Origin of the sequence: Aestuariivirga sp., assembly GCF_047600585.1 — a bacterium.
Taxonomy (GTDB): domain Bacteria; phylum Pseudomonadota; class Alphaproteobacteria; order Rhizobiales; family Aestuariivirgaceae; genus Aestuariivirga.
Map to the genome: position 1 here is coordinate 923,762 of NZ_JASGKP010000001.1, position 21,219 is coordinate 944,980.

Annotated in this window: 26 protein-coding genes and 1 tRNA gene; 8 read left to right on the top strand and 19 right to left on the bottom strand. The window is 63.9% G+C overall.

The features are described from left to right. Positions 1–35 precede the first annotated feature (35 nt). The 4 genes from QM801_RS04350 to QM801_RS04365 form a co-directional block, all read right to left on the bottom strand. A complete protein-coding gene (locus QM801_RS04350) occupies positions 36–2,624 on the bottom strand; it encodes a DNA-directed RNA polymerase (RefSeq protein ID WP_415017990.1) in 2,589 nt (862 codons plus the stop codon). Between the two features lie 315 nt (positions 2,625–2,939). Further along, entirely contained in the window at positions 2,940–3,434 is a 495-nt protein-coding gene (locus QM801_RS04355) for a hypothetical protein (RefSeq protein WP_415017991.1), read from the bottom strand. A 28-nt stretch (positions 3,435–3,462) separates the two neighbouring features. Beyond that, the gene (locus QM801_RS04360) at positions 3,463–3,624 is read right to left on the bottom strand and encodes a hypothetical protein (RefSeq protein ID WP_415017992.1); all 162 of its coding nucleotides are present in this window, start codon (positions 3,622–3,624) and stop codon (positions 3,463–3,465) included. Beyond that, positions 3,621–3,785 (bottom strand): hypothetical protein, encoded by a 165-nt coding sequence (locus QM801_RS04365; RefSeq protein ID WP_415017993.1) that lies wholly within the window; start codon positions 3,783–3,785, stop codon positions 3,621–3,623. The genes QM801_RS04360 and QM801_RS04365 overlap by 4 nt, the downstream gene beginning before the upstream one ends. Before the next feature lie 189 nt (positions 3,786–3,974). Between QM801_RS04365 and QM801_RS04370 the strand changes: the two genes are divergently transcribed. Continuing rightward, on the top strand, positions 3,975–4,334 hold the full coding sequence (locus tag QM801_RS04370; protein ID WP_415017994.1) for a hypothetical protein: 360 nt from the start codon (positions 3,975–3,977) through the stop codon (positions 4,332–4,334). 3 nt (positions 4,335–4,337) lie between these two features. Here the strand turns inward: QM801_RS04370 and QM801_RS04375 are convergent, their stop codons facing one another. Together QM801_RS04375 and QM801_RS04380 are read right to left on the bottom strand one after the other, a co-directional pair. Further along, positions 4,338–4,655 (bottom strand): hypothetical protein, encoded by a 318-nt coding sequence (locus QM801_RS04375; RefSeq protein WP_415017995.1) that lies wholly within the window; start codon positions 4,653–4,655, stop codon positions 4,338–4,340. 90 nt (positions 4,656–4,745) lie between these two features. After that, on the bottom strand, positions 4,746–5,375 hold the full coding sequence (locus QM801_RS04380) for a TIGR02466 family protein (protein ID WP_415017996.1): 630 nt from the start codon (positions 5,373–5,375) through the stop codon (positions 4,746–4,748). Between the two features lie 84 nt (positions 5,376–5,459). On the opposite strand from QM801_RS04380, the gene QM801_RS04385 reads away from it, so the two are divergent. Genes QM801_RS04385 through QM801_RS04405 form a run of 5 tightly spaced genes read left to right on the top strand, consistent with a single transcriptional unit; the run spans position 5,460 to position 8,533 of the window. Continuing rightward, positions 5,460–5,909 (top strand): hypothetical protein, encoded by a 450-nt coding sequence (locus QM801_RS04385; RefSeq protein ID WP_415017997.1) that lies wholly within the window; start codon positions 5,460–5,462, stop codon positions 5,907–5,909. Positions 5,910–5,961: 52 nt separating this feature from the next. Continuing rightward, positions 5,962–6,375, top strand: coding sequence for a ketosteroid isomerase-related protein (locus tag QM801_RS04390; RefSeq protein WP_415017998.1), 414 nt, complete (start codon positions 5,962–5,964; stop codon positions 6,373–6,375). Between the two features lies 1 nt (position 6,376). Then, positions 6,377–6,979, top strand: a complete 603-nt coding sequence (locus QM801_RS04395; RefSeq protein WP_415017999.1) for a GNAT family N-acetyltransferase — start codon at positions 6,377–6,379, stop codon at positions 6,977–6,979. After that, positions 6,976–7,869, top strand: a complete 894-nt coding sequence (locus QM801_RS04400; protein WP_415018000.1) for a carbon-nitrogen hydrolase family protein — start codon at positions 6,976–6,978, stop codon at positions 7,867–7,869. The genes QM801_RS04395 and QM801_RS04400 overlap by 4 nt, the downstream gene beginning before the upstream one ends. A gap of 19 nt (positions 7,870–7,888) precedes the next feature. Further along, positions 7,889–8,533: a carbonic anhydrase gene (locus QM801_RS04405; RefSeq protein ID WP_415018001.1), complete on the top strand. Its 645-nt coding sequence runs from the start codon at positions 7,889–7,891 to the stop codon at positions 8,531–8,533. Here the strand turns inward: QM801_RS04405 and QM801_RS04410 are convergent. Genes QM801_RS04410 through QM801_RS04420 form a run of 3 tightly spaced genes read right to left on the bottom strand, consistent with a single transcriptional unit; the run spans position 8,530 to position 11,712 of the window. Next, complete coding sequence (locus QM801_RS04410) at positions 8,530–9,450, bottom strand: hypothetical protein (protein ID WP_415018002.1); 921 nt, start codon at positions 9,448–9,450, stop codon at positions 8,530–8,532. The two genes, QM801_RS04405 and QM801_RS04410, sit on opposite strands and share 4 nt — an antisense overlap. Before the next feature lie 40 nt (positions 9,451–9,490). Further along, entirely contained in the window at positions 9,491–10,195 is a 705-nt protein-coding gene (locus QM801_RS04415; protein WP_415018003.1) for an SIMPL domain-containing protein, read from the bottom strand. Positions 10,196–10,254: 59 nt separating this feature from the next. After that, positions 10,255–11,712: an AMP nucleosidase gene (locus QM801_RS04420; RefSeq protein ID WP_415018004.1), complete on the bottom strand. Its 1,458-nt coding sequence runs from the start codon at positions 11,710–11,712 to the stop codon at positions 10,255–10,257. A 117-nt stretch (positions 11,713–11,829) separates the two neighbouring features. Here QM801_RS04420 and QM801_RS04425 point away from each other — a divergent pair. Beyond that, a tRNA-Ile gene (locus QM801_RS04425) sits at positions 11,830–11,905 on the top strand. A gap of 6 nt (positions 11,906–11,911) precedes the next feature. On the opposite strand, the gene QM801_RS04430 is transcribed toward QM801_RS04425, so the two are convergent. The 10 genes from QM801_RS04430 to QM801_RS04475 all read right to left on the bottom strand — a co-directional run bounded on the left by QM801_RS04430 (position 11,912) and on the right by QM801_RS04475 (position 20,340). After that, complete coding sequence (locus tag QM801_RS04430; protein WP_415018005.1) at positions 11,912–12,703, bottom strand: molybdopterin-binding protein; 792 nt, start codon at positions 12,701–12,703, stop codon at positions 11,912–11,914. Further along, positions 12,696–13,421 (bottom strand): cytochrome b/b6 domain-containing protein, encoded by a 726-nt coding sequence (locus tag QM801_RS04435; protein WP_415018006.1) that lies wholly within the window; start codon positions 13,419–13,421, stop codon positions 12,696–12,698. The genes QM801_RS04430 and QM801_RS04435 overlap by 8 nt, the downstream gene beginning before the upstream one ends. 79 nt (positions 13,422–13,500) lie before the next feature. Next, complete coding sequence (locus QM801_RS04440; protein WP_415018007.1) at positions 13,501–14,052, bottom strand: fasciclin domain-containing protein; 552 nt, start codon at positions 14,050–14,052, stop codon at positions 13,501–13,503. Between the two features lie 122 nt (positions 14,053–14,174). Beyond that, positions 14,175–14,876 (bottom strand): anti-sigma factor domain-containing protein, encoded by a 702-nt coding sequence (locus QM801_RS04445; protein WP_415018008.1) that lies wholly within the window; start codon positions 14,874–14,876, stop codon positions 14,175–14,177. Continuing rightward, positions 14,873–15,412: a sigma-70 family RNA polymerase sigma factor gene (locus tag QM801_RS04450; protein ID WP_415018009.1), complete on the bottom strand. Its 540-nt coding sequence runs from the start codon at positions 15,410–15,412 to the stop codon at positions 14,873–14,875. Before QM801_RS04450 ends, QM801_RS04445 begins: the two co-directional genes overlap by 4 nt. A 76-nt stretch (positions 15,413–15,488) precedes the next feature. After that, positions 15,489–15,938: an FAD-dependent oxidoreductase gene (locus QM801_RS04455; protein ID WP_415018010.1), complete on the bottom strand. Its 450-nt coding sequence runs from the start codon at positions 15,936–15,938 to the stop codon at positions 15,489–15,491. Next, positions 15,910–16,752, bottom strand: coding sequence for a flavin monoamine oxidase family protein (locus QM801_RS04460; protein ID WP_415018011.1), 843 nt, complete (start codon positions 16,750–16,752; stop codon positions 15,910–15,912). The genes QM801_RS04455 and QM801_RS04460 overlap by 29 nt, the downstream gene beginning before the upstream one ends. 9 nt (positions 16,753–16,761) lie before the next feature. Continuing rightward, on the bottom strand, positions 16,762–17,841 hold the full coding sequence (locus tag QM801_RS04465; protein WP_415018012.1) for an aldo/keto reductase: 1,080 nt from the start codon (positions 17,839–17,841) through the stop codon (positions 16,762–16,764). A gap of 23 nt (positions 17,842–17,864) precedes the next feature. Continuing rightward, entirely contained in the window at positions 17,865–19,319 is a 1,455-nt protein-coding gene (locus QM801_RS04470; protein ID WP_415018013.1) for a mannitol dehydrogenase family protein, read from the bottom strand. Positions 19,320–19,326: 7 nt separating this feature from the next. Continuing rightward, complete coding sequence (locus QM801_RS04475) at positions 19,327–20,340, bottom strand: zinc-binding alcohol dehydrogenase family protein (protein WP_415020888.1); 1,014 nt, start codon at positions 20,338–20,340, stop codon at positions 19,327–19,329. A 231-nt stretch (positions 20,341–20,571) separates the two neighbouring features. Between QM801_RS04475 and QM801_RS04480 the strand changes: the two genes are divergently transcribed. Continuing rightward, entirely contained in the window at positions 20,572–21,186 is a 615-nt protein-coding gene (locus QM801_RS04480; RefSeq protein WP_415018014.1) for a hypothetical protein, read from the top strand. Positions 21,187–21,219: the final 33 nt, after the last annotated feature.

Genomic DNA, 21,219 nt, shown 5'->3' on the forward strand with positions numbered 1-21,219 from the left:
CTACCGTGAGCATATTAAATCGGTTTGTGGTGTTATTAGGCGAAAAAGTAATCGGCATCAATTACTTGCTCCAAGCTGAGGGTCCCGAACTGGGGCTTAGGCGGACAGGCTTCCTTTGTTCCCGGTTCCACGCCCACAAAGCGGTTCACCGTGGCGGCGAAGTCGTCCAGCGAGCACGTCTTGTAGTTCTCCAGGAAGGCCTCCCGGATGATCTGACCCAGGCGGTGCATGTTCCCAGCCGTGGTCCCGAAGCTGTCATGGATGAGGGCGAGGGAGGTGATCCCGCTTTGCTCCGCCATCAGCACGGTAATCAGCATCATGCTTGCATCCATGGAGTGAACGAAGTTGGGGCTGATCCCCGAGAGGATGTCACGCTTCGCAGGCTTCGGGGTGCGCTCAACGAAGGCGATCTGGTATGACTTCCCGTCGATGGAGATACGGATGCGCTGGTGCTCCTCGGTGCCGTAGAAGTGACGCACGATGAAGCCCACCGGTGTGATCCACGTCAGTGGCATCTCCTCGGCAAACGAGACCCTGGCGCACTTCTTCAGCCACTCCATCACCTCCTGCGCTCGCCCGGTGTGCTGCATCACCGCGTTCCACATCAGCGGCACCAGCCACCGTGCAGTCTCACCTCGCTTCTCGATAGGCACCAGCTTGTGATCGGGGTCCGTCTCCTTGATCCATTCGCGGATGTATTTGGCGTAGGCCTGGCGTGTCCCACCATATGGCAGGATCATCACCGGGCGCTTGGTCAGGGAGCGGGGCACCTTGCCGTCCACCAGACGCAGCCAGAGCTTCGCCTCACCACTCCCAGCCTCGGCCAGCTCCTCAAGCATCGGCTGCAAGGTCTTGGCCGCAGCGTCGTAGATGTCTTGGGGCTCATCGCACGGCACGAGGTTCACGAGGCGTCCGGCTGTCTCGTCACGCACCATGGAGGCGAGATGCTGGATGCCGTTGCATGTGCCGTCCACGTGGATGGGGAGCGAGGAGAGCATACCATCGCCCTCACGCCACCACCGCGCCATCTCCTTACACGCAGCGAGGAACTGCCAAGGCTTGTCCGCGTCCACCCACGCACGGTTCGTGATCGGGTCGTCGGCGATCCCGATGATGGTCTCCTTGTTCTCCTCGGTCCACGCCACCCGCTCGTCGAACGTCCACTTATCGTTGCCGAAGGTGTTGGCCGCGTGGATCATGAGCCAGTAGTGCGAGCCATCCTGGGAGCTCACCGGCGTTGCGGTCTCGAACGTCAGGAGCCCACGGGCCAGGTCGGTGCCCTGGGGCTGGAGAGCTGAGGGGATGGGATACGCCCGGCCACGGAAGTCTAGGAGGTGAGGGAAGAAGAAGCGGGCCTCGTTCTTCAGCAGCTCGGCGATGTCGATGCAGCGCTTGGCCGTGATGGTGCGGGAGAAGAGCCTCGCGTTGTCACCGTAGACATCGCGGGCCTCACGCTTCCACTGTCTGCGGGCATCCTCGTTGGTCTCGAAGTCGTCGGGCTTCGGCGGCAGGCGCTTGGCCTCACGCTTCGGCAGTCCGGCCACGCCGGTGTCGGCCTCCCAGAAGTGACGCACCACGTCGAGGATCGGCTTGTTCACCACCCACGCCGTGTCCTGGATGAGGTTGAGGGCACGGTAGACGTTCGGCATATCGTAGGCCACCATCTCGTCGATGGCGCGGCCCTTGTTGTGTTCGTTGGCCGCCTTGAAGCTGATCATCCACGGCGAGCGAACGAAGGGTGTCCAGTAGCCGCCGCTCTTCGGGTGCGTCCACGGCTTCGGGCGGATGAGCGTCGGGAGGTATTGTGGGCGGATGATCTCTTCCACCTCTACGGCCTCGGCGATCCACTCGCGGAAGGATGCGGAGGGCATGAGGAGAAGCATGGCGCTCTTGTTCTTCGAGCTCTTGCCCGAGGGGTCGGGGAGCACCTCGAACTGCTTGGTCATCCGCACCACAATGTCGATCATCGCCAGCCCCACGAAGCGGCGCAGCTCACGGGTCCACTCAGGGAGATGCTGGTTGTTGGCTTCGAGCCACTTGTTGCACTGGTTGATGTTGACGCGGCGGATGTGGTTGCTCGTGGCACCCGTCCTGCCGAGCCACTCCTGGAGAGATCCGAAGACTTCTGGAGCCTGGTCACGCCACCACCGCAGGCGGCGCTCGTGGTCGATAGTCGTGCCGAGGGTCTCCGAGAGCTCTGCCAGGCCGATCCCAGTGTGGCCCACCATGCGGTCGAGCACGGCGGTGAGGGTGAGGGCCGCAAGGGTCGCCTCATCCATCTTCGCCTCACGCAGCGCCAGGAGAGCCTGGGGCACAGGACCACGGGCCTTGCGCTCCAGGTATGCCTTGATGCCCCCGACCATGGGCTCCATCCACGTCTTGTGGAGACGCTGATACGGGCGCAGCATGGTGAGGTTGCCCTTGTCGGTGGCCTCCTTCATGCGGGCACGGAATACCTCAGCGCCTCGCTGCACCATGTATTGCTCCATGGCGACCTGGCGGTCCCACAGGGGGTCAGTCGTCGGGTCGATCCCGGCGCGGGGCCGGACCACGCCCTGGGAGAAGACCTTGCGGTTCTTGGGGAACATGGCGGTGGGGGAGATGGTCGTGTGGGTGTCGGTCATGCGGTCTCCTTAGGCGTTAGGGTTGTTGCGGGCGGCTTCATGTTGGATTAGCCACGGCACGGCCTCCTCTAGGTCTGTGAGGAAGTCGTCTCGACTTAGGCGGCTCTTGAAGCCCCGCGAGAACTGAAAACGAATAGCTTGGTAGTCCGGTGCCCAGAGGACCGCCGTTGCGGCCAGCATCCAGGCATCAGAGGGGACGCCCCGAAGGGAGGTTAGAGTTTTCCCCACAGGACCAGCCACCGCAGTCCCATGAGGAAGTCTCCATATGCGGTCTGGTCCTCTTACCGCATTAGGCCAATCGGGGTGTCCCATGCCTCAGCCCTCCTGCCCATAGTGCTTCGCGTATTCCGAGACGGCGGCCTCCGCTCGCGTCTTGAAAGCACCAGGCTGGGCGTGGAGCTGCACCAGCTTGTCGAGGTCGATGTGCGGGTCGAAGATGGCCACGCCCTTGAAGAGGAACTGCTCGCGGGTCTCGTGCTCCACGGCGGTGAGCAGGGCCTTGAAGACGGTCTGCACGATCTCTCCGTCCGTCATGTTCGGGGAGATGTACCACTTGCGGCCCCACCAGGGCATGGGCTTGCCGGTGACGTTGCACTTGCCGGTCGGGTCGCCGATCCTGATGAAGGTGGCGGCAGGGGAGTTCTCCTGGTGCGAGACCTTGATCACCAGCCCCACCTTGAAGGGCTTAGGGAGCTCGATCATGGGGAGGGTGTCGCCGAGGCGGGTGGCCAGCTCCACGAACTCTGCATGGGAGGTAAGGGACTGCCCTGAGACTGGGATGCCGACGATGGTGTCACTGGTGATGTTCATGGTGTGTGGTTCCTTTCGTTTTGTGGTGTTAATGGGTCAGACGCTTCATGCCGCAGAGGATCGAGACCCCACCCAGGGCGGGGAAGCGCAGCCAGTGGCACTCGAAGCTGCCTGTATACCTGGGGTTGCCGTAGGCATCGCGGAGGTGCCAGTGGCTCAGCCAGTATTCGGCGCGGGCGTCCTGCCTCACGATGGGGCTCCGACGATCTTGGAGACCCGCTTGAAGGTGATGCCGGACTGGTCGTCCTTGCGGTATTCGACGCGGCGCAGGGTGCCGGTGAGGGGATCGGGCACCAGCTCGGAGCGGAGGAAGCGGAGCATTAAGAACTCCTGGGCATTGTTGGGGGCCATGTGAGTATGTCCTTTCGTATCTGGGGACACGCTGGCCGGGACACGCGAGATCAATCGCTTTGTGAGGCCATTTAGAAGGGAGGATAAGCTCATGATACTATGTCCTTTTCTGTCCGTTTTGGAGGTTTCCATAGGTGTGTGGTTTTGTTTGAAGTTCATTGTCGACCAACTCGGTGACAGGATGTTCAAGTGACAGGCCGCGACCGGCTTGCCACGCGGGCGGTTTTCGCGGCCCGCATCTGGTCCAATGCACTATGGGCGGCAGGGATCGTGGTGGGCGCGCTTCTCGTGGGCGACGTGGGTTACATGTATTACGGCGGCATGGGGCCTGCCCAGGCCTTCGCCAACGCCTCGATGATCCTGTCGGGCATGGGCCCGCTCGACAAGATGGACACCACTGCGGGCTACATCTTCGAAGGCATCTATGCGCTGGTTTGCGGGCTTCTGTTCTTCGCGGTCGCGGGCCTCATCCTCGCGCCCATGTTCCACCGGCTGCTGCACCGCTTCCATCTCGAGGATACGGCGGATGTCCCGGCGGCGAAGAAATAGGCGTCAGCGGTTCACGCAGTAGTATTGCACCGCCACACAGGTGGCATTGGTTTCGGTCAGGCGGCCCTTGTAGGTGAAGGTGCGCTCGCCGCCCAGGCAATCCAGTGACATTTCGTCGGTCACCAGCTTCGTGCCGTGTTTCTTCCGCAGCGCCTTGATCTTCTTCACCACGGCGTTGGCGGCATGCTTCATTGCTGTCCGGGTGTCCTTGCCGTCACCTTTCTCCTGCATCACCGCACAGAAGGCCTGCGCCTCTGCCGCAGCCAGCGTCACGGGCGCCAGCAGCGCGAGGGCGAAGGCCACAGACCTGATCCGATTCATGCAAGGAACTCCCATACTTTCCGGCCGATTCACAATGCCACAACCGCAGCCCCGTGTCTCTAGCGCCGCAATCCCCGGCGGCGGGCGGTCTCAGGCGTCCTTGTTGGCGATCACGTAGTTGAAGCTCACCGAAATCCGCTCGCCCTCGGCGCGGTTGAGCGGCACCTCGTGGCGGAGCCAGCTTTCCCAGAGGAGCAGCGACCCCGCCTCAGGACGGAAGCTGACATGTGACTGGAACTGCTGCGGCACTGACTTCTTGCGGGGTGGGGCTGCCATCATGCGGGCAAGCCGCGGGTCTTCATAGACGATGGGTCCGGCACCTTGCGGCACCTTTACGTAGAACGTGCCGCTGATCACGCTGTTGGGGTGGATGTGGCCGGTGTGGCTGCCGCCCTCGGGCAGGACGTTGACCCAGAGGGAATCGCACACGGGCTTGCCGCCCTTGATGTCCCAGTGCAGGGCCTTGGCAAAGGCGAGCGCATGGCGGTCCAGCACCCGCTCCAGCTTCTTGAACACGGGCATGCGCCAGGCCAGGTCGTTCAGCGAGGCATAGGAGGTGTAGCCGTTGTAGCCGTGCTTCTCGCACCACTTGATGCCGGCGATGTCGTCGCGGCTCAGCGACAGGGCCGCCACCTCCAGCTCGGCGGTGAGCGTGGCGGGCGCGGCCTTGTCGGCACGGTAGATGTGGGTGGGGAACAGGGTCGTGATGGTGGTGCTCATGGGCGGCCCGCATAGCCCGACTTTCCCCGCAGGCACAAGCGGGCTATCGTCGCGCCGGGGTACACGGGGATGTGGGAGAATTTCATGAAATCAGGTGTTGTGGCGGCCGCCTGGCTGGGGCTGGGGTTTGCGTGTGCGGCGGTGCCAGCGAAGGCCCAGGATGATGGCCTTGCCTTCGCTGCGGCCATCGCCCCGGAACAGGCCTTCGAGGTCTGCTTCAAGCCGGATGCCATCGCCGCCGCCCAGTGCGCCATGGACAAGTGCAAGAAAGCCGCGGGCGGCAGCGACGAATGCATCATCACCTCGGCCTGCGGCCGCGGCTGGTCGGGCTCCATGGGGCTGACGACGGGCGAGGTGCACTGGACCGAAACCGTCTGCGGCGCCCCCAACGAGGCTGCCGTGATCAGCGCGCTCACCGCCTTCTGCAAGGGCCAGGCGAAGTATGCCCAGGAGTGTTACCTCGCCTCGGTGTGGAACGAGCAGGGCAAGGAGAAGCAGATTGAAAAGACGCTGAACCCCAAGAAGCTCAAGTGAGGCTTGAAGCGCTCGCGTCTTTCTGATTAGTCGGCGGCAAATGGAGAAGAAGATGACTGCCGCCGCAACCCGCAAACTCATCACCCGCTATTATGATGCCTTCAACGCCCAGGACGTGGACGGCATGCTGGCCTGCCTCGGCGCCGGCTTCGTGCACGATGTGAGCCAGGGCGAGGCGCGCAAGGGCAAGGACAAGTTCGCGGCGTTCCTCGCCCACATGAACGCCTCCTACAAGGAGACGCTCTCCGACATCGTGGTCATGACCAATGCCGACGGCAGCCGCGCCGCAGCCGAGTTCAAGCTCAAGGGCAAGTATCTTAAGACCGATCCCGGCCTGCCCGAGGCCAAGGGCCAGACCTACAAGCTCAGGGTCGGCGCCTTTTTCGAGGTGAAGGGCGGCAAGATCACCCGCGTCTCCACCCACTACAATCTCAAGGACTGGACCCGGCAGGTATTGGGCGCGTGAGATGACGGAGGCGCAGAACCCGCTCACCTACGAGGCTCTCACAGGAGCCGACGTGCGCACCGTTCTTGATGACGTGGCCCGGCTCCGGATCAGCGTGTTCCGCGACTTTCCCTATCTCTACGATGGCTCCCTCGACTATGAGCGGGACTATCTCTCGCGCTTCTCCGCCAGCGATGGCGCAGTCGTCGTCGTGGCGAGCGATGGTGCCTGCGTGGTAGGCGCGGCCACGGGCTGCCCGCTGGCCGCCGAGCACGAGGAGTTCAAGCAACCCTTCATCGAGCGCGGGCTCGACGTGAACAGCATCTTCTATTGTGCCGAATCCGTGCTGCTGCCTGAGTATCGCGGGCAGGGGGCGGGGCGGCATTTCTTCGACCTGCGCGAAGCCCAGGCCCGCGACCTGGGTGCCCGCCATTCCGCCTTCTGCGCCGTGGTCCGGCCTGACGACCACCCCGCGCGGCCCGCCGACTATGTGCCGCTCGATCTCTTCTGGAAGAAGCGCGGCTATGTGAAAATCACCGGCTTCACCACGCGTTTTTCATGGCGCGACGTGGGCGCGGATCATGATACCTTCAAGCCCATGCAATTCTGGATGAGAGACCTGTGAGCCGCCACGTCACCATCGCTGCCGCCCAATACCCGCTCGACGAGGTCGCTTCGCTCGTAGCCTGGAAAGCCAAGGTCACCCGCTGGGTGGAAGAGGCCGTGAAGGCGGGCGGGCAGATCCTCGTCTTCCCCGAATACGGCAACATGGAACTCTCGGCGATCGGCGGGCGCGGACGCGACCTGCACGGCAGCATTGCCGCGGTGTCCGACTATACCGGCGAGATTGCTGCCATCACACAGGAGCTCGCCCGCAAGCACGGTGTCATGATCGTGGCGGGCAGCGCCCCCTGTGTCATCGATGACGAGCGTTTCAATATTGCCCAGGTCGCGGGGCCCGGCGGCAAGACCGGGAGCTACACCAAGATCATGCCCACCCCGTGGGAGCGCGACCCGTGGCAGATCAACGGCGGGCGCGAACTGAAGGTCTTCGACATCGGCATCGCCAAGGTCGGCCTCGTCATCTGCTACGACATCGAGTTTCCGCTGCTGGCCCGCGCGCTGGCCGAGGCGGGGGCGGAGATCATTCTCGCCCCCTCCAACACAGAGACTGAATGGGGCTACTGGCGCGTGCGTACGGGTGCAGCAGCCCGCGCGCTGGAAAACCAGGTTTACACCGTGCATTCGCCCTGCGTGGGCCCTGCGCCCTTCTGCACGGCCTGCGAAGCCAACACCGGCATGGCCGGAATCTTCGCGCCGCCCGACAGGGGCTTCCCGCCCAACGGCGTCATGGCACTTGGCGAGATGAACAAGCCGCAGTGGGTGACGGCCCGCGTCGACCTCGATCTTCTCGCCGCTGCGCGGCGGGAAGGTGGTGTCCGCACCTACCAGCACTGGACTGAACAGCCGGGTGTCTCCGAATTGCCGGACGCAACCGTGATCGACTTGCGTTGATGAAACAAGGACGGGTGCCATGACGCTTCCCAAGCGGCTTCTCGACGGTTACGCCAGCTTCCGCAGCGGCCGGTATGCGGAGGAAACCGAGCGCTATGCCAAGCTCGGCACCGGAGCGCAGAAGCCCGCCGTGATGATCATCGCCTGCTGCGATTCCCGTGCGGCACCCGAGACGATCTTCGATGCCGGCCCCGGCGAAATCTTCGTGATGCGCAACGTCGCCAATCTCGTGCCGCCCTATGCGCCCGACGGCAAGCACCACTCCACCAGTGCGGCGATTGAGTTTGCTGTCCTGTCGCTGGGCGTGAAGCACATCGTCGTCATGGGCCACGGCCGCTGCGGCGGCATTCGCGCCGTGGTCGAAGGCGGCGATCCGCTCTCGGCCGGCGATTTCATCGGCAAGTGGATGTCGGATGTGCGCGACGTGGCAACCGCCGTCCGTCACGAGCACAGCCACGAGGATGACCGCGATCTGCAGACCGCCGTCGAACATGCCTCGGTCGAACATTCCCTCGCCAATCTCCGCACTTTTCCCTGGGTGCGCATGAAGGAGAACAAGGGCGACCTCACCGTGCATGGCGCGTGGTTCGACATCTCGCTCGGTGAACTGCACATCTACGACGAGACCGGCAAGAGCTGGTCGCTCGTCGGTCTGAACGCCTAGAGTTCCAGCATCTCCACGCAGGGAAAGGCTGCCGCAAGGGCGCGCCTGGCGCTGAACAGGTCCGGCAAGTCCCAGCCGTTCACGATGCCGAGGCGGAAGCCGCCGGGCGGCATCGGATGCGCCTCTCCCGGCTGCTGCGGGTGATAGGTGATCTGCAGGCTTGAGACATTCGGCATGGCCCGGATTGCCTCTTGAACTTCCTCGGGCGGATGCGGCGGCACACAGCCATGGCGGGCGAAGAGCGGAACGGAATAGCCCCGCCGCACGGTGTCCTCCACAAGCGGCCAGCGACCCTCGCCATAGAGCGCCACCACGGCCTTGAACCAGTCACGGCCATAGAGATCGCACCACTGGTCAGCGAAGCGGATCTGCGCCTCAATGATGCGCCCGCCAATCGTCTCGATATTGATCATGCCGGTGTAGCGCGGCAGTTCACTGGCGATCCAGTCCGCCAGATATTGCCCGAGTGCGAGGTCTTCCATGCCGTGGATGGTCCAGTAGCGGAACGTGCCCTCGCTGGAAGGAATGCCCTCCGCATGGCGGATCCAGCGCACCTCGCCTTTCACGACGGCGCAATCGGTCGAGACGTGCGGTCCGGTGAAGCGCTCCATCCATATCATGCCGGGAGTCATGTGGGTGCGAAACGTCTCGGCGTCGCAGATTACGCGGCTGCCGACCCCCATGCCCTTCAGGTTGATGCGCGGCTTTGCGAAGACCGGGAAGGCGCCCGGCATGTCCTCCGCCAGCCCTGAGGGCACGCCCTGGCTGCGCGCCACGTGCAACTTGTCATAGATGTAGTGGTATTCGGGATACCACTCCCAGCAATCGATATCGTCGATCGGGATGTGGATGTCGGGCGGACAGGGCACAGCGTCGAAGTACTGCTTCCGCCAGGGATCGCGAACGTGAAAGGGCATGGGATCACACTAACAATGCGTGACCCCCGCGCAACGTTCCCTAGTTGATGGTCCAGACAATGCTGACGTCCACTGTCAGGGACTGCTCTCCGGGTGCAACCGGAACCGGGGCTGCATCCGCCGCCATGGCCGACTTCATCACCATGGGGGCGGGGGGACGGTAGGTCGTGCCCTCCGAAACCGAGATGATGTCGCCCAGCTTGAAGCCACCCGCGGCGGCATAGATCTCGGCCTTGCGCTTGGCGTCCGCTACGGCGCTCTTGCGGGCCTGGTCGAGCAGGTCGTCGGGCTCGGAGACCGAGAAGGAAATGCCGTAGACCTGGTTCGAGCCGGCGGTCACCGCCTTGTCGAGCAAGTCGCCGAGGGCGGCGGCCTTGCGCACTTTCACCGTCACGGTGTTCGAGACGTCGTAGCCCACCACCTTGGGCGGCTGTGTGCCGCTCTGACCGTAGTCATAGCGCGGCGAGACGTTGAAATTCGATGTGCCGATGTCCTTGTCGGCGATCCCTTCCTTCTTCAGCAGCGCCATCACGTCGGTCATGGACTTGGTGTTGCTGACAAGCGCCTCCTGCGCGGTATTGGCCGACGACATGACGCCAAGGGTGATTGTGGCAAGATCGGGAACAGCGGTGGCTTCACCGGTTCCGTTCACGGCAATGGTGCGGGGCAATTTGGTCTCTTCGGCATGAGCAGGGGCAAGGGCGAGAAAAGCGAAGGTGAGGATGGCGAGAAGGCGCGTCATCATGGGGGTCTGTCTCCTGGGGCGGGGATATGGGAACAAGTTACGGCAGCAAGAGGGCAGCATCAGCGGAAGGGCGGTTCGTCGAAACTGCGGAGCTTGCGCGAATGAAGTCCGGCGCGTTCCTTGCGCAGGCGTTCCACTGCGGCAAGGCCGATCAGCAGGTGTTCGCCCACCGCCCGGTCGTAAAAGGCGTTGGCCGCACCCGGCAGCTTGATCTCGCCGTGGAGCGGCTTGTCCGAAACACAAAGCAGCGTGCCATAGGGCACACGCAGGCGATAACCTTGCGCGGCAATTGTTCCCGACTCCATGTCGACGGCGATGGCGCGCGAGAGATTGATGCGCTTCCGCTCCGGCGTCCAGCGCAGTTCCCAATTGCGGTCGTCGTTGGTCACCACCGTTCCGGTGCGGAGCCGCGATTTCAGCGCCTCGCCTTCCTCGCCGGTCACATCTGCGGCAGCGCCCTGAAGCGCAACCTGGATTTCGGCAAGGGCAGGAATGGGAATATCCGGCGGCACGAGAGAGTCGAGGATGTGATCCTGCCGCAGATAGGCGTGCGCCAGCACGTAGTCGCCGATCCGCTGTGATTGGCGCAAGCCCCCGCAATGGCCGATCATCAGCCAGCAATGGGGCCGCAGCACCGCGAGGTGGTCGGTGATGGTCTTGGCGTTCGAAGGGCCCACGCCGATGTTGACCAGCGTGGTGCCGCCCTGACCGTCGCTGCGAGAGAGGTGATAGGCCGGCATCTGGAAGCGGTGCCAGGGGCTGCTCTCGATCACCGCCATCGCGCTGGCCTCGCTCATGCCGCGCAGGATGACGCCGCCACCCGGCAGATGCAGCGCATCATAGGGTCCGTTCTCCTGCAAGCGCGCCAGGCCCCACTGCACGAACTGGTCGACGTAGCGGTGATAGTTGGTGAGCAGGATCCACGGCTGCGTCTTCGACCAGTGGGTGCCGGTGTAATGCTGCAACCGCTTCAGCGAATAGTCGATCCGCACCGCATCGAAGAGCGAGAGCGGCAAGGGCTCGCCGAACTCCGGCGAGAAGGTGCCGTCGGCAATCTCGTCGCCGACGAGAGACAGTTGCGGCACCGGGAAGTGGAGCGCGAGTTCCGCCGCCGAAACGCCGCCCGCGCCAAGGTCATCGCCCTTGTCGAGCACGTAAGGGTAGGGGATTTCCTGGGTCGAGGGCCGTACGTCGATGCGCGCGCCATAGTCGTCGACCAGATAGCGCAGTTGCTGCAGCAGGTAGGGCGCGAAGTGGCTGGGCTGGGTGATGGTCGTCGCATAGATTCCGGGCCCGGTGAACTTGGCATAGGCGCGGGCGATCACCGGCTGCAGGCCGTGGGCCTCGTAGGTCACCACGAGTTCGGGATAGCGGAACAGGGCGCGCTCCTCGGCCGTGGGCGTGGTGCGGGCAGTGAGGTAGCGCTCGAGGGCTGCCTTGAGCGTGGAGGTGGCCGTGGCGTGAAGGTCGATCAGGGCCGCGACGGCGGCCTCGGGTGTCAGATTATGGTTATTCATGACGGGCCTATAGCACGCCTCGGTGGCGGTTCAAAAACAGCCTCCGGGCCCCAGTCCGCCAGACTGGCAAATCGCCCGGAAATCAGTTAGCTAGCCCTGTCCCTTGCGGGATGGGTGGGGCCTGTAGCTCAATGGTTAGAGCTGACGGCTCATAACCGTCTGGTTGCAGGTTCGAGTCCTGCCGGGCCCACCAAACCCCTCATATCCCCGCGTACCACTCATACCCCTGGTCGGCCCAGTAGCTGCCCTTGCCCAGCCCGACCTGGCTGAACTCCGAGATGAGCTCGATGCGGCGGATGTATTTCGCCATCTTGTAGCCGAGCTGCCGTTCGACCCGAACCCGCAGCGGCGCGCCGTTCGCGACCGGCAGGGGCTTGTCGTTCATGGCATAGGCGAGGATCGTCTGCGGGTGGCGGGCATCCACGAGATCGATCGATTCATAGTAGAGCACTTCGCCACTGAGGGTGCGCTCGATGGCATCGAAGCAGTGGAACATGACGAAGCGCGCCGCCGGCTTCACCCCCACTTCATCCAGCACCTGGCGCAGGGGCACGCCCTGCCACTTGGCGATGCAGCTCCATCCCTCCACGCAGTCGTGGCGGGTGATCTGGGTGCGCGACGGCATGGCCTTGAGGTCGCTGAGCGAGAAGGCGGTTGGCCGCTCCACCAGTCCGTCCACCTGCAGGCGATAGTCAGAGAAATTGCCGTTCCTGAGCGTGAGATAGTCCGGCGTATCGGGATCGGTCACGCCATTGGGGTGCTGATCCTGGCGGATGTCTGCTTCCGTAAACTCCTGCGCGAGTTGGCCCGGTGATTGCAGCAGCCGCTGGGCGCGGTAGGTAAGGCGGTTCATGCTGATCATGAAGGCGCGCATGGCATTGTCGCGGTCTTGCAGGAAATCGTACGCCGAGCATCCGGCCAGCGGCACCGTTGCGGCGGTCGCAAGCCCGGCGCGAAGCAGCGCGCGGCGCGAGAGGATGAGCTTAGACATGGCTGGTGTCCTTCTGCGCTGAAGGCGAGAGGCGGTAGCGCCCGGTGATGATGGAGCGCAGTTCGTTGATGGGGCCTGCGAGCAGGATCATGATCATGTGCACGACAAAGAAGCCGGTGAGCAGCGCCATGACAACGAAGTGCACGGTGCGGGCCGACTGCCGTCCGCCGAACAGCTCCGGCAGCCAGGGCAGCACCGCGTTCATGCCGGGCGACATGCTGAGCCCGGTGAGGATGATCAGCGGAAAGAGAATGAAGAGCACTCCGCCATAGGCAAGCTTCTGGAGCGGCGAATAGCGCACGGCATGGACGAGCTTGAGGCGGAGGTGATCGCGTATATCGGGGACGAGACCCTTCGCATCCTTGCGTGTTGGCAGCAAATCCTTGCGGGCGTGGTGGTTGCGGAGCGAGGCGACAAACCACACGAGAAGTGTCGTCACCAGTATCCAGGCGAAGAAGAAATGCACCACGCGGCCCGTCGCCAGATCCTGTGACGAGGGAATCGTGGCCCAGGAGGGGAAGCCCTCGATCACGAAGATGGCGTTGTCATAGGTGAAGCCGGACTGGTGGCCGAAATAGAGCGCGGGGTGGGCGTTGAAAATCTGAAGGCCCGACATCAGCAGGAAGAAGAACGAGACGGCCCAGATCCAATGGGTGATGCGGGTGGCGAGCTTCTGCCGCCTGATCAGTCGTCCGGAGGTGGGGCGTGGCGTGGGCATGGGCGGAGCTTTCGTTGTGGACGAGAAGGACCTTCCCCGGCTGCGGAGGGGCCGGGGAAGGCCTGCACCGTCCCGAGACTTACATCTTGGGCAGGAGAACCTTGTCAATGACGTGAATGACGCCATTCGACTGCTTCACGTCGGCGATGGTCACCTTGGCCATGCCGCCGGCCTCGTCCTTGATCATCACGGTGTTGTCCTTCACCGAGAGCCAGAGCTTGCAGCCGCCGACGGTCGTCACTTCGTGGGTGCCGCCATCTGCCATGGCCATCTTGTTCACATCAGACGACATCGCATTGGCGGCGACGACGTGGCAGGTCAGGATCTTCACGAGCTGATCCTTGTTCTCGGGCTTCAGCAGGGTTTCCACCGTGCCGGCGGGAAGTGCGGCGAAGGCTTCATTGGTGGGCGCGAAGACCGTGAAAGGACCCTTGCCCATCAGCGTGTCGACGAGGCCTGCCGCCTTCACGGCCGCAACCAGCGTGGTGTGATCCTTGGAGTTCAGGGCGTTCTGGATGATGTTCTTGTCTTCGAACATGGCCGCGCCACCCACTTTCGGGTTCTTGGCGAAGGCGGATGTGGCGCTCACGGCGATGAGGGTGGCGACGAGAGCGGTGCGAAGGATGGTCATGGTGTTCTCCGTTGACGTTTGTGTTTGCGTTTCCGTCCCCGCTTGCGGGGACAAGAGCAGTCACGGAGGAGGGCTGCGGAAAGTTTCAGCCCGTGGTGAAGAAACGAATAACGAGTTCGTGATCAGACGCGGGTCAATTCGCCGGTGGCAAGAACGGCACCTGTCGGCGCGCCGGTGGGCGAGCCGCCCTCGGGCTCATCGCTGATCGCCAGCACGCTGCCCACAAGCTTGCCGCGCAACGCTTCGGGAAGGGTGATGCGGGAGGCGGCATCCTGCGGCAGCACGCCGAGCGAGACGGGGGCTTCGTTCCCGGCGATCAGCCAGAGTTCGAGGCTGCGGCCCGTACCCGGCGCGCCTTCGAGACGATTGAGGCGCATTTCGCCTGTTGCGGCATCGACGACAACGGCGAGCTTGAGCTTCGCCGCCTCGCTCTGCACCTGGGCGATGACGGGCGTGCTCTCCGGGCTCTGCTGGCCTTGGCGGACGTTCCACGCGCCAATCCCGATCACGGCGGCAAGAGACAGTGCCGCAAGGCCGCGCCAGAAGCCGAGGCTGTTCCAGAGCGACGGCCGCGTTATGTCGCGGGCGCTGCCGAACAACCGCTCCTCAAGGCGGGGGAGGAGGCGGGGCGGGGGGGCAACGGGCGCAATGCCGGAGGCAAGCCCGGCAAAGCTTTCGTCCCAATCACGAACTTCCGCCGCAAGCGCCGGTTCCTGTGCCATTCGCCGCTCAAAGGCCTGGCGTTCCGCACCCTGCAGCACGCCGAGGGCGTATTCCGCGGCAAGGTGGACATCCTCTTCCTGAAGGGGTGTGCGGTCGGTCATGACGACAGGCACTCCCGCAGGCTGATGAGGCCGCGGCGGAGCCAGGTGCGCACGGTGTTGAGCGGCTGGTTCAGGCGGGCCGCGAGGTCCTGATAGCTGTAGCCTTCCATGTAGGCAGCCTTCACGGCGGAGGCCCGCTCCGGATCGAGCTTTTCGAGGCACTTGTAGAGGCGGCCGGCCTCGCCCTGCAGCAAAGCCGATTGCTCGGGGGTAGCGGTCTCGTCTTCGATCTCGGCGGCCTCGTCCATCGGGGCGGCGGCCGGGCGGCGCATGCGCAGGCGGTCAATGCAGAGGTTGCGGGCAATGGCCACAAGCCAGGTGATCGGGCTGTAACCCGATACCTGGTACCTGTCGGCATTGAGCCAGATCCTGACATAGATATCCTGCAACACGTCTTCTGCTTCCGTCCTGTCCTTCAAGACACGAAGGCAGACGCCAAAGAGTTTCGCCGAGGTTGCGGAATAAAGCGCGCGGAAGGCGGCGCGGTCCTTGAGGGCCGTGCGGCTGATGAGCTGTGAAATGTCTTCCGGCGTCATGAACAGCACCTTAGCCCGAAACCCCGCAAGCGCAATCCGGGGTGGCGGCGGGTGGGGAGGCGCAGCGATGAGATGCTCAGGCGCGGGCCGGAAGCCACAATGGATCGGCGTCCTGTTCCGCCTTCTGAAGCGCGCGCATGGCGGCGGACTGACCGCTCAGATAGGCGCCATGGGCTGTCGCCATGGCGTCGCCGCTTGTGTGTTCTCCGGCGAACTGGATGCGGCCGTGCACGGGCGATTGCAGGGTCCTCCGCAATCCGGCAGCTCCCGGGCGCGCACAGGAATAGGCACCACCAATGAAGGGATCCGCGGTCCACGCGCTGCCGGCGCGCCGGGTGATCAGGCTGCGAATGCGCGAGCCGAAGCACTGCACCAGCGCATCCTCGCTGAATGCCAGACGGTCCGCGGCGGAAAGGTCGCGCGCGATATGGCCGGCCAGATGGCAAATCGCAATCGGTTCCGGTCCTCCTGAAATCTGCACGGCCGTTGGCCGCTCCTCACCCATCACGCGGGCTACGATTTCCACGCCGGAGTTCTGAGTGCTCGCCGAAAACCGGCGCGCTGAAGGCAACGCCTGACTTCTCGAACCATCCCATCGGCAACATCCCGATGGCGTGTTCAATGTCTGCGGGCAGGGCAGGCGAGAACCGGATGGCGCCCCGTGCCAGCACCCGTTGCGGCACCGCCACGATGACCTGCCGCGCCTCGATATCTCCGGATGCTGTCGAAACCTTCACGCCGCCCGGCACCACGGTGATGGCGGTCACGGCGGTTGATCGCCGAACCGGCAAGGCCTGCGCGAGTCTTGCGACCAATGCGCCGTAGCCGCCGGTGACGGGGATGTTTTCCTGCGTGTCATGGAACGCCTTGGCGTCGGCAACGGAGATATCTTCCACCTCCTGCGAATAGGTGAGCGCCATGTCGTGGCGCAACACCGCGCGCCAGGGCGAAGCGTCGTCCATGAGGGTTGCGAGCGCCATGTCTGTCGTGGCCGTATCGGTGGCCGCCATCCGCGCGGCGAGTGCTGCGTGTTCCGTCTCGTAGGGCGTGGGGTCCATGAAGGCGCCGTTCCGCCACAGCCAGCTGCCGTAGGGCTTCGGCATGTCTTCAAAGGGATGACCGAGCTTGAGCGCGATCTTCCTCAGAGGATTGATGGAGGCGGAATGGAACCAGTGGCAGCCATGGTCCCAGGTGCGGCCGAGACTTTCGCTGTCCGAAAAGGCGCGGCCACCGACCCTGTCCTTGGCTTCGAGGATCAGGAAATTCGCGCGGTGCTTCAGCAGGGCGAGCCCGGCGCCGACGCCTGCGGCTCCGGCCCCCACGACAACGGCGTCAAGCATGTCCGTCCTTCAGGTGCGCGGCGCGGTGAGGTCGCGGCCGAGATAGGGCTTGAGGAGTGTGAGGTCCGCCGTGCCCACGCGGTCGCTTGCCGTGTAGGCCTGATGCCAATAGGGATAGAGCAGGTTGGGCTCGCTCACCTTGTCGAGCTGAGCCACGTCGTCGGCGGAAAGAGACAGCGAGGCCGCCTTCAGGTTCGACTCGATCTGCTCGGTGCTGCGGCCGCCCATGATGACCGAAGCCACCATCGGACGCTGCAGCAGCCAGGCGATGGCGACCTGCGAGGCGGTGGCCTTGTGCCTCGCGGCGACATCGTTCAGCACGTCCACGATGTTCCACAGCTTGTTCCAGTCATAGATCGGCGGCTCGCGGAAGCCGATGGCCTGGCGCCCTGTGTCTGGCGCCGAATTGCGCGTGTACTTGCCGGAGAGCCAGCCGCCTGCGAGCGGCGACCAGACGAGCAGCGAGACGCCCTGGTCGAAGCCCAGCGGGATCAGTTCGTATTCCGCTTCGCGGGCCTGCAAGGAATAGTGGATCTGCTGGCAGACGAAACGCTGGCGGTGTGTGGAGTCGGAGATAGAGAGTGCCTTCATCAGATGCCAGGCGGAATAGTTGGAGCAGCCGATGTAACGCACCTTGCCGTGGCGGACCAACGTGTCGAGCGCCTCGATCGTCTCTTCAAGCGGTGTCTGCCCGTCCCACTCGTGCACCTGATAGATGTCGATTACATCGGTGCGCAGGCGCTTCAATGAGTTCTCGGCCTCGCGCACAAGGTGATAGCGGCTGAGGCCGCGGTCATTGGGGCCATCGCCCACGGGGAAGCGCACCTTGCTGGAAATCAGCAGGCGGTTGCGGCGGCCCTTGGCAAGGACTTCGCCGATCAGTGACTCGGACTTGCTGGCGGAGTAGACGTTGGCGGTGTCGATGAGATTGACGCCGTGATCGAGGCTGATGTCGATCTGGCGTTCGACGCCATCCACGCCCACCTTGCCCCAGACCTTGCCCCAGTCACCTTCGGCGCCGAAGTTTGCGGACCCCAGTGAGAGGACGGAGACCTTGAGGCCGGACCGGCCGAGTGTGCGGTATTCCATGAGACGCTCCTGTGATGTCCTGTTCAGGCTTGAATGATGTTTTCCACCGTGCGCTGTGATCCGGTCTCCAGCAGGCTCTGCACATGCGCGTGCAACGCCGCGCGGAAGGGTGCCGAAGCGGGCAAATCGTCGCCGAAAATTTCCCGCACTTTCAAGAGACCATCGACGAGACGCGCTGGGTCCTTGTTCGCTGCATCGGCAATGCCACGCAGCCGTGCCGCGAGCGGATCGCGCACGTCGATGGGCTGGCCCTGTTCATCGATGCCGGTAACGTAGCGCATCCACGCCGCGACACCGAGACTGATGCGGGTGACGGAATGCCCGCCCTTGAGGCGGTCGCGGATGGTGCCGAGCAGCCGTTGCGGCAGCTTCTGCGAGCCATCCATGGCGATCTGCCAGGTGCGGTGCCTGAGGGCCGGATTGGAGAAGCGGTCGAGCAGAGCGTCGCGATACTGCACAAGCGACGACCGCTCCATGGGCAGCGTCGGCATCACGTCTTCGGTCATGAGCGCCGAGATGAGTGACCGGAAGGCCGGCTGTGCAATCGCTTCGCTGACGTACTGATGGCCCGCGAGATAACCGAGATAGGCCAGCGTGGAGTGGCTGCCGTTCAGCATGCGGAGCTTCATCAGTTCGAAGGGTGCCACATCCTTGACGAACTCCACGCCAGCTGTTTCGAGGGCAGGGCGCCCCTGGGTGAAGTGGTCCTCCACCACCCATTGCTGGAAAGGCTCGGTCACCACGGGCCACGCATCATCCAGTCCGGTGAGGGAGGCGACGTCCTTTCGGTCGTCGTCTGTCGTCGCGGGCACGATGCGGTCCACCATGGTGGAGGGGAAGCCGACATGCTCACGGATGAAGTTGCCCAGTTCTGCGTTCCGCAGGCTGGCAAAGCGCGTGACGATGCGCCGGGTGGTGTGGCCATTGGCCGGAAGATTGTCGCAACTGAGCACGGTGAAGGGCGGAATGCCCTTCGCCTTGCGCAGTTCGAGGGCACGGACGATCAGGCCCGGCGCGCTCACCGGACTTTCGGGGTGGTCCAGATCGTGTCTGACGTCGGGTTGCGTGGCATCGAGTTCGCCCGTCGCGGGATCGTGGCAATAGCCCTTCTCGGTGACAGTGAGCGAGACGATGCGGACGCCGGGATCAGCCATCGCCGCCAGCACCGCCTCACGCTGCGTGTTGGCATCCAGCACATCGAGCAGGCTGCCGATAAAGCGCGTCCGGGTACCCTCCGCGCTGCGGATGGCGAGGGTGTAGAGAAAGTCCTGATCGAGAAGTGCGGCCCGCGTGTCCGGGCGGCGGAGCGAGACGCCGATGATCCCCCAGCTCGGGTCCTGCGACAGAACCGAATCCACATAGGCGGCAACATGGGCGCGATGAAAGGCGCCGACGCCGAGATGCACCATTCCGGCAGTGACCTTGCTGCGGTCATAGGGCAGGAGGCCTGCCGCGGTGGCCATGGACAAGCGCTTCATGGGCCGACTAACCGCCGATCTCGATCATGGCCTTGATCAGGCCCTGCTTTTCGTGCGCCCACACGGGCAGATCACGTGCGGCATCCGCAAGACTGGTACGGTGGGTGATGATGCGGTCGAGCGGAACCTTGCCATCGCGGATCGCCGATATGACGCGGGCGAAATCCTCCGACGTTGCGTTGCGGCTGCCGAACAGCGTCAACTCGCGGCGGTGGAAATCCGGATCGGAAAAGGTGATCTGGTCCTTCACCACGCTCACCAGCACGTAACGCCCGCCATGGGCGACGAAATCGAAGCCGCGCTGCATGGAGGCCTGGTTGCCGGTGGCGTCGAATACCACGTCGAAGCCGTTCCCGGAGGTATAGTTCGACAACGACTTGTCGAGACCGTCATCCAACGGGACGCTGTCGATCCCGGCGATGGCGGCGGTGCTGCGGGAACGCTCGCCGTCGCGGTCGATGATCGCCACCTTGGCGGCACCCGCAAGCTTCGCGAACAAAGCGGCGCCGAGACCGATGGGGCCACCACCGATGACGAGCACCGTATCCGCAGACGAGACGCCGCCGCGCCGCACCGCGTGTGCGCCGATAGCGAGGAACTCAACGGTCGCGCAGCCATCGATGGAGAGACCCGGTGCAGGCAGGAGATTTGCCGCGGGCAGAACGATCAGCTCCTGCATGCCGCCATCCTGATGGACGCCGAGAACGGAAATGCGGGTGCAGCAATTGGGCTTGCCGCGGCTACAGGCATGGCAGGTGCCGCAGGAGAGATAGGGGTTCACGACGCAGATTGTGCGTTCGGCCAAATCGGAATTGCCCGGCTCAACCACCTCCACCGCAAGTTCATGTCCCATGATGCGCGGGTACTGGAGGAAGGGGTGCTTGCCTTCGAAGATATGATAGTCCGTGCCGCAGATGCCGATGCGGCGCGGGCGGACGAGCACACCATCCGCGGAAGAGGGCGGACGGGGGCGCGTCTCCAGCTTCAGTTCACCCGGTGCGGCGCAGACCAGCGCGGTGATCGACAAGACGTGAGCTCCACTTCATGAAACCGGATGGGATGTGAAGCCGCCTCAAGTGAGAGCGGCCGGGATAACATTACTTGAATTGCGGCCACCGCCTCGCGTCAAGGGTGAAAGACCGGGGCGGGAAGATTTGCACTTTTGCGCTGTTTGCGCTGCACCGCCACATTTACAGCCTGGGGTTTCAGCGATAGTTTCGGTTGTGGTGGCGGTCATGCGAGAGTGCGTGCGATGAGACAAATCGTGTTGATGATGCTGGTTCTGCTGATGCCGGGCGCGGCCTGGGCCGACAGCGCCGAGTCGGCGGCCACCGCGGCGGCCATTCTGCCCGCGAAGCCGTTCGTTTCGCCCTATGCCAAGACACTCGAGGCCATGGGCATCAGCTTTGCCATCGAAAGCCGGAACGAAGGCACGGCCAACGTGGTGAAGATCGTTCCCAAGGGTCTCAAGATCGACAACGCGGCGCAGGAGACGGCGGTCGGAAACGCCCGCGTGATCGATGCCGAGGTGGGCGACCTCAACGTCGACAAGAGCCCTGAGGTCTATGTCTATGTGCAAGGGGAAGACAAGGCCCGGACAGGCGCGCTCGTTGCCTTCAGCGCAAACCGCAAGAAATCCCTGAGCGATGTCTTCCTGCCGGCACTTGCCGACGATCCCGCTCTGGTGAAAGGCTATCGCGGGCATGACCAGTTCACCATCATCGAGAACAGGCTGGTGCGCCGCTTCCCGGTGTTCGACGACGGCGCGCCGGACGACAAGCCCAGCCGCATCCGCCAGATAAGCTACAAGCTCGTGGCCGGGGAAGCGGGCTGGCGACTCGCCGTCGACAAGACCGACGAGTTCTGATCGGCCATCATCTTCTGCCTTGATGCTGCCTGC

What these genes read in the sequence shown, in the direction of transcription:
- QM801_RS04350 (WP_415017990.1), bottom strand. Translation starts at nt 2,624, where the DNA reads ATGACCGACACCCACACGACCATCTCCCCCACCGCCATGTTCCCCAAG.
- QM801_RS04355 (WP_415017991.1), bottom strand. Translation starts at nt 3,434, where the DNA reads ATGAACATCACCAGTGACACCATCGTCGGCATCCCAGTCTCAGGGCAG.
- QM801_RS04365 (WP_415017993.1), bottom strand. Translation starts at nt 3,785, where the DNA reads ATGGCCCCCAACAATGCCCAGGAGTTCTTAATGCTCCGCTTCCTCCGC.
- QM801_RS04375 (WP_415017995.1), bottom strand. Translation starts at nt 4,655, where the DNA reads ATGAATCGGATCAGGTCTGTGGCCTTCGCCCTCGCGCTGCTGGCGCCC.
- QM801_RS04380 (WP_415017996.1), bottom strand. Translation starts at nt 5,375, where the DNA reads ATGAGCACCACCATCACGACCCTGTTCCCCACCCACATCTACCGTGCC.
- QM801_RS04385 (WP_415017997.1), top strand. Translation starts at nt 5,460, where the DNA reads ATGAAATCAGGTGTTGTGGCGGCCGCCTGGCTGGGGCTGGGGTTTGCG.
- QM801_RS04390 (WP_415017998.1), top strand. Translation starts at nt 5,962, where the DNA reads ATGACTGCCGCCGCAACCCGCAAACTCATCACCCGCTATTATGATGCC.
- QM801_RS04395 (WP_415017999.1), top strand. Translation starts at nt 6,377, where the DNA reads ATGACGGAGGCGCAGAACCCGCTCACCTACGAGGCTCTCACAGGAGCC.
- QM801_RS04405 (WP_415018001.1), top strand. Translation starts at nt 7,889, where the DNA reads ATGACGCTTCCCAAGCGGCTTCTCGACGGTTACGCCAGCTTCCGCAGC.
- QM801_RS04410 (WP_415018002.1), bottom strand. Translation starts at nt 9,450, where the DNA reads ATGCCCTTTCACGTTCGCGATCCCTGGCGGAAGCAGTACTTCGACGCT.
- QM801_RS04415 (WP_415018003.1), bottom strand. Translation starts at nt 10,195, where the DNA reads ATGATGACGCGCCTTCTCGCCATCCTCACCTTCGCTTTTCTCGCCCTT.
- QM801_RS04420 (WP_415018004.1), bottom strand. Translation starts at nt 11,712, where the DNA reads ATGAATAACCATAATCTGACACCCGAGGCCGCCGTCGCGGCCCTGATC.
- QM801_RS04430 (WP_415018005.1), bottom strand. Translation starts at nt 12,703, where the DNA reads ATGTCTAAGCTCATCCTCTCGCGCCGCGCGCTGCTTCGCGCCGGGCTT.
- QM801_RS04435 (WP_415018006.1), bottom strand. Translation starts at nt 13,421, where the DNA reads ATGCCCACGCCACGCCCCACCTCCGGACGACTGATCAGGCGGCAGAAG.
- QM801_RS04440 (WP_415018007.1), bottom strand. Translation starts at nt 14,052, where the DNA reads ATGACCATCCTTCGCACCGCTCTCGTCGCCACCCTCATCGCCGTGAGC.
- QM801_RS04445 (WP_415018008.1), bottom strand. Translation starts at nt 14,876, where the DNA reads ATGACCGACCGCACACCCCTTCAGGAAGAGGATGTCCACCTTGCCGCG.
- QM801_RS04450 (WP_415018009.1), bottom strand. Translation starts at nt 15,412, where the DNA reads ATGACGCCGGAAGACATTTCACAGCTCATCAGCCGCACGGCCCTCAAG.
- QM801_RS04460 (WP_415018011.1), bottom strand. Translation starts at nt 16,752, where the DNA reads ATGCTTGACGCCGTTGTCGTGGGGGCCGGAGCCGCAGGCGTCGGCGCC.
- QM801_RS04465 (WP_415018012.1), bottom strand. Translation starts at nt 17,841, where the DNA reads ATGGAATACCGCACACTCGGCCGGTCCGGCCTCAAGGTCTCCGTCCTC.
- QM801_RS04470 (WP_415018013.1), bottom strand. Translation starts at nt 19,319, where the DNA reads ATGAAGCGCTTGTCCATGGCCACCGCGGCAGGCCTCCTGCCCTATGAC.
- QM801_RS04480 (WP_415018014.1), top strand. Translation starts at nt 20,572, where the DNA reads ATGAGACAAATCGTGTTGATGATGCTGGTTCTGCTGATGCCGGGCGCG.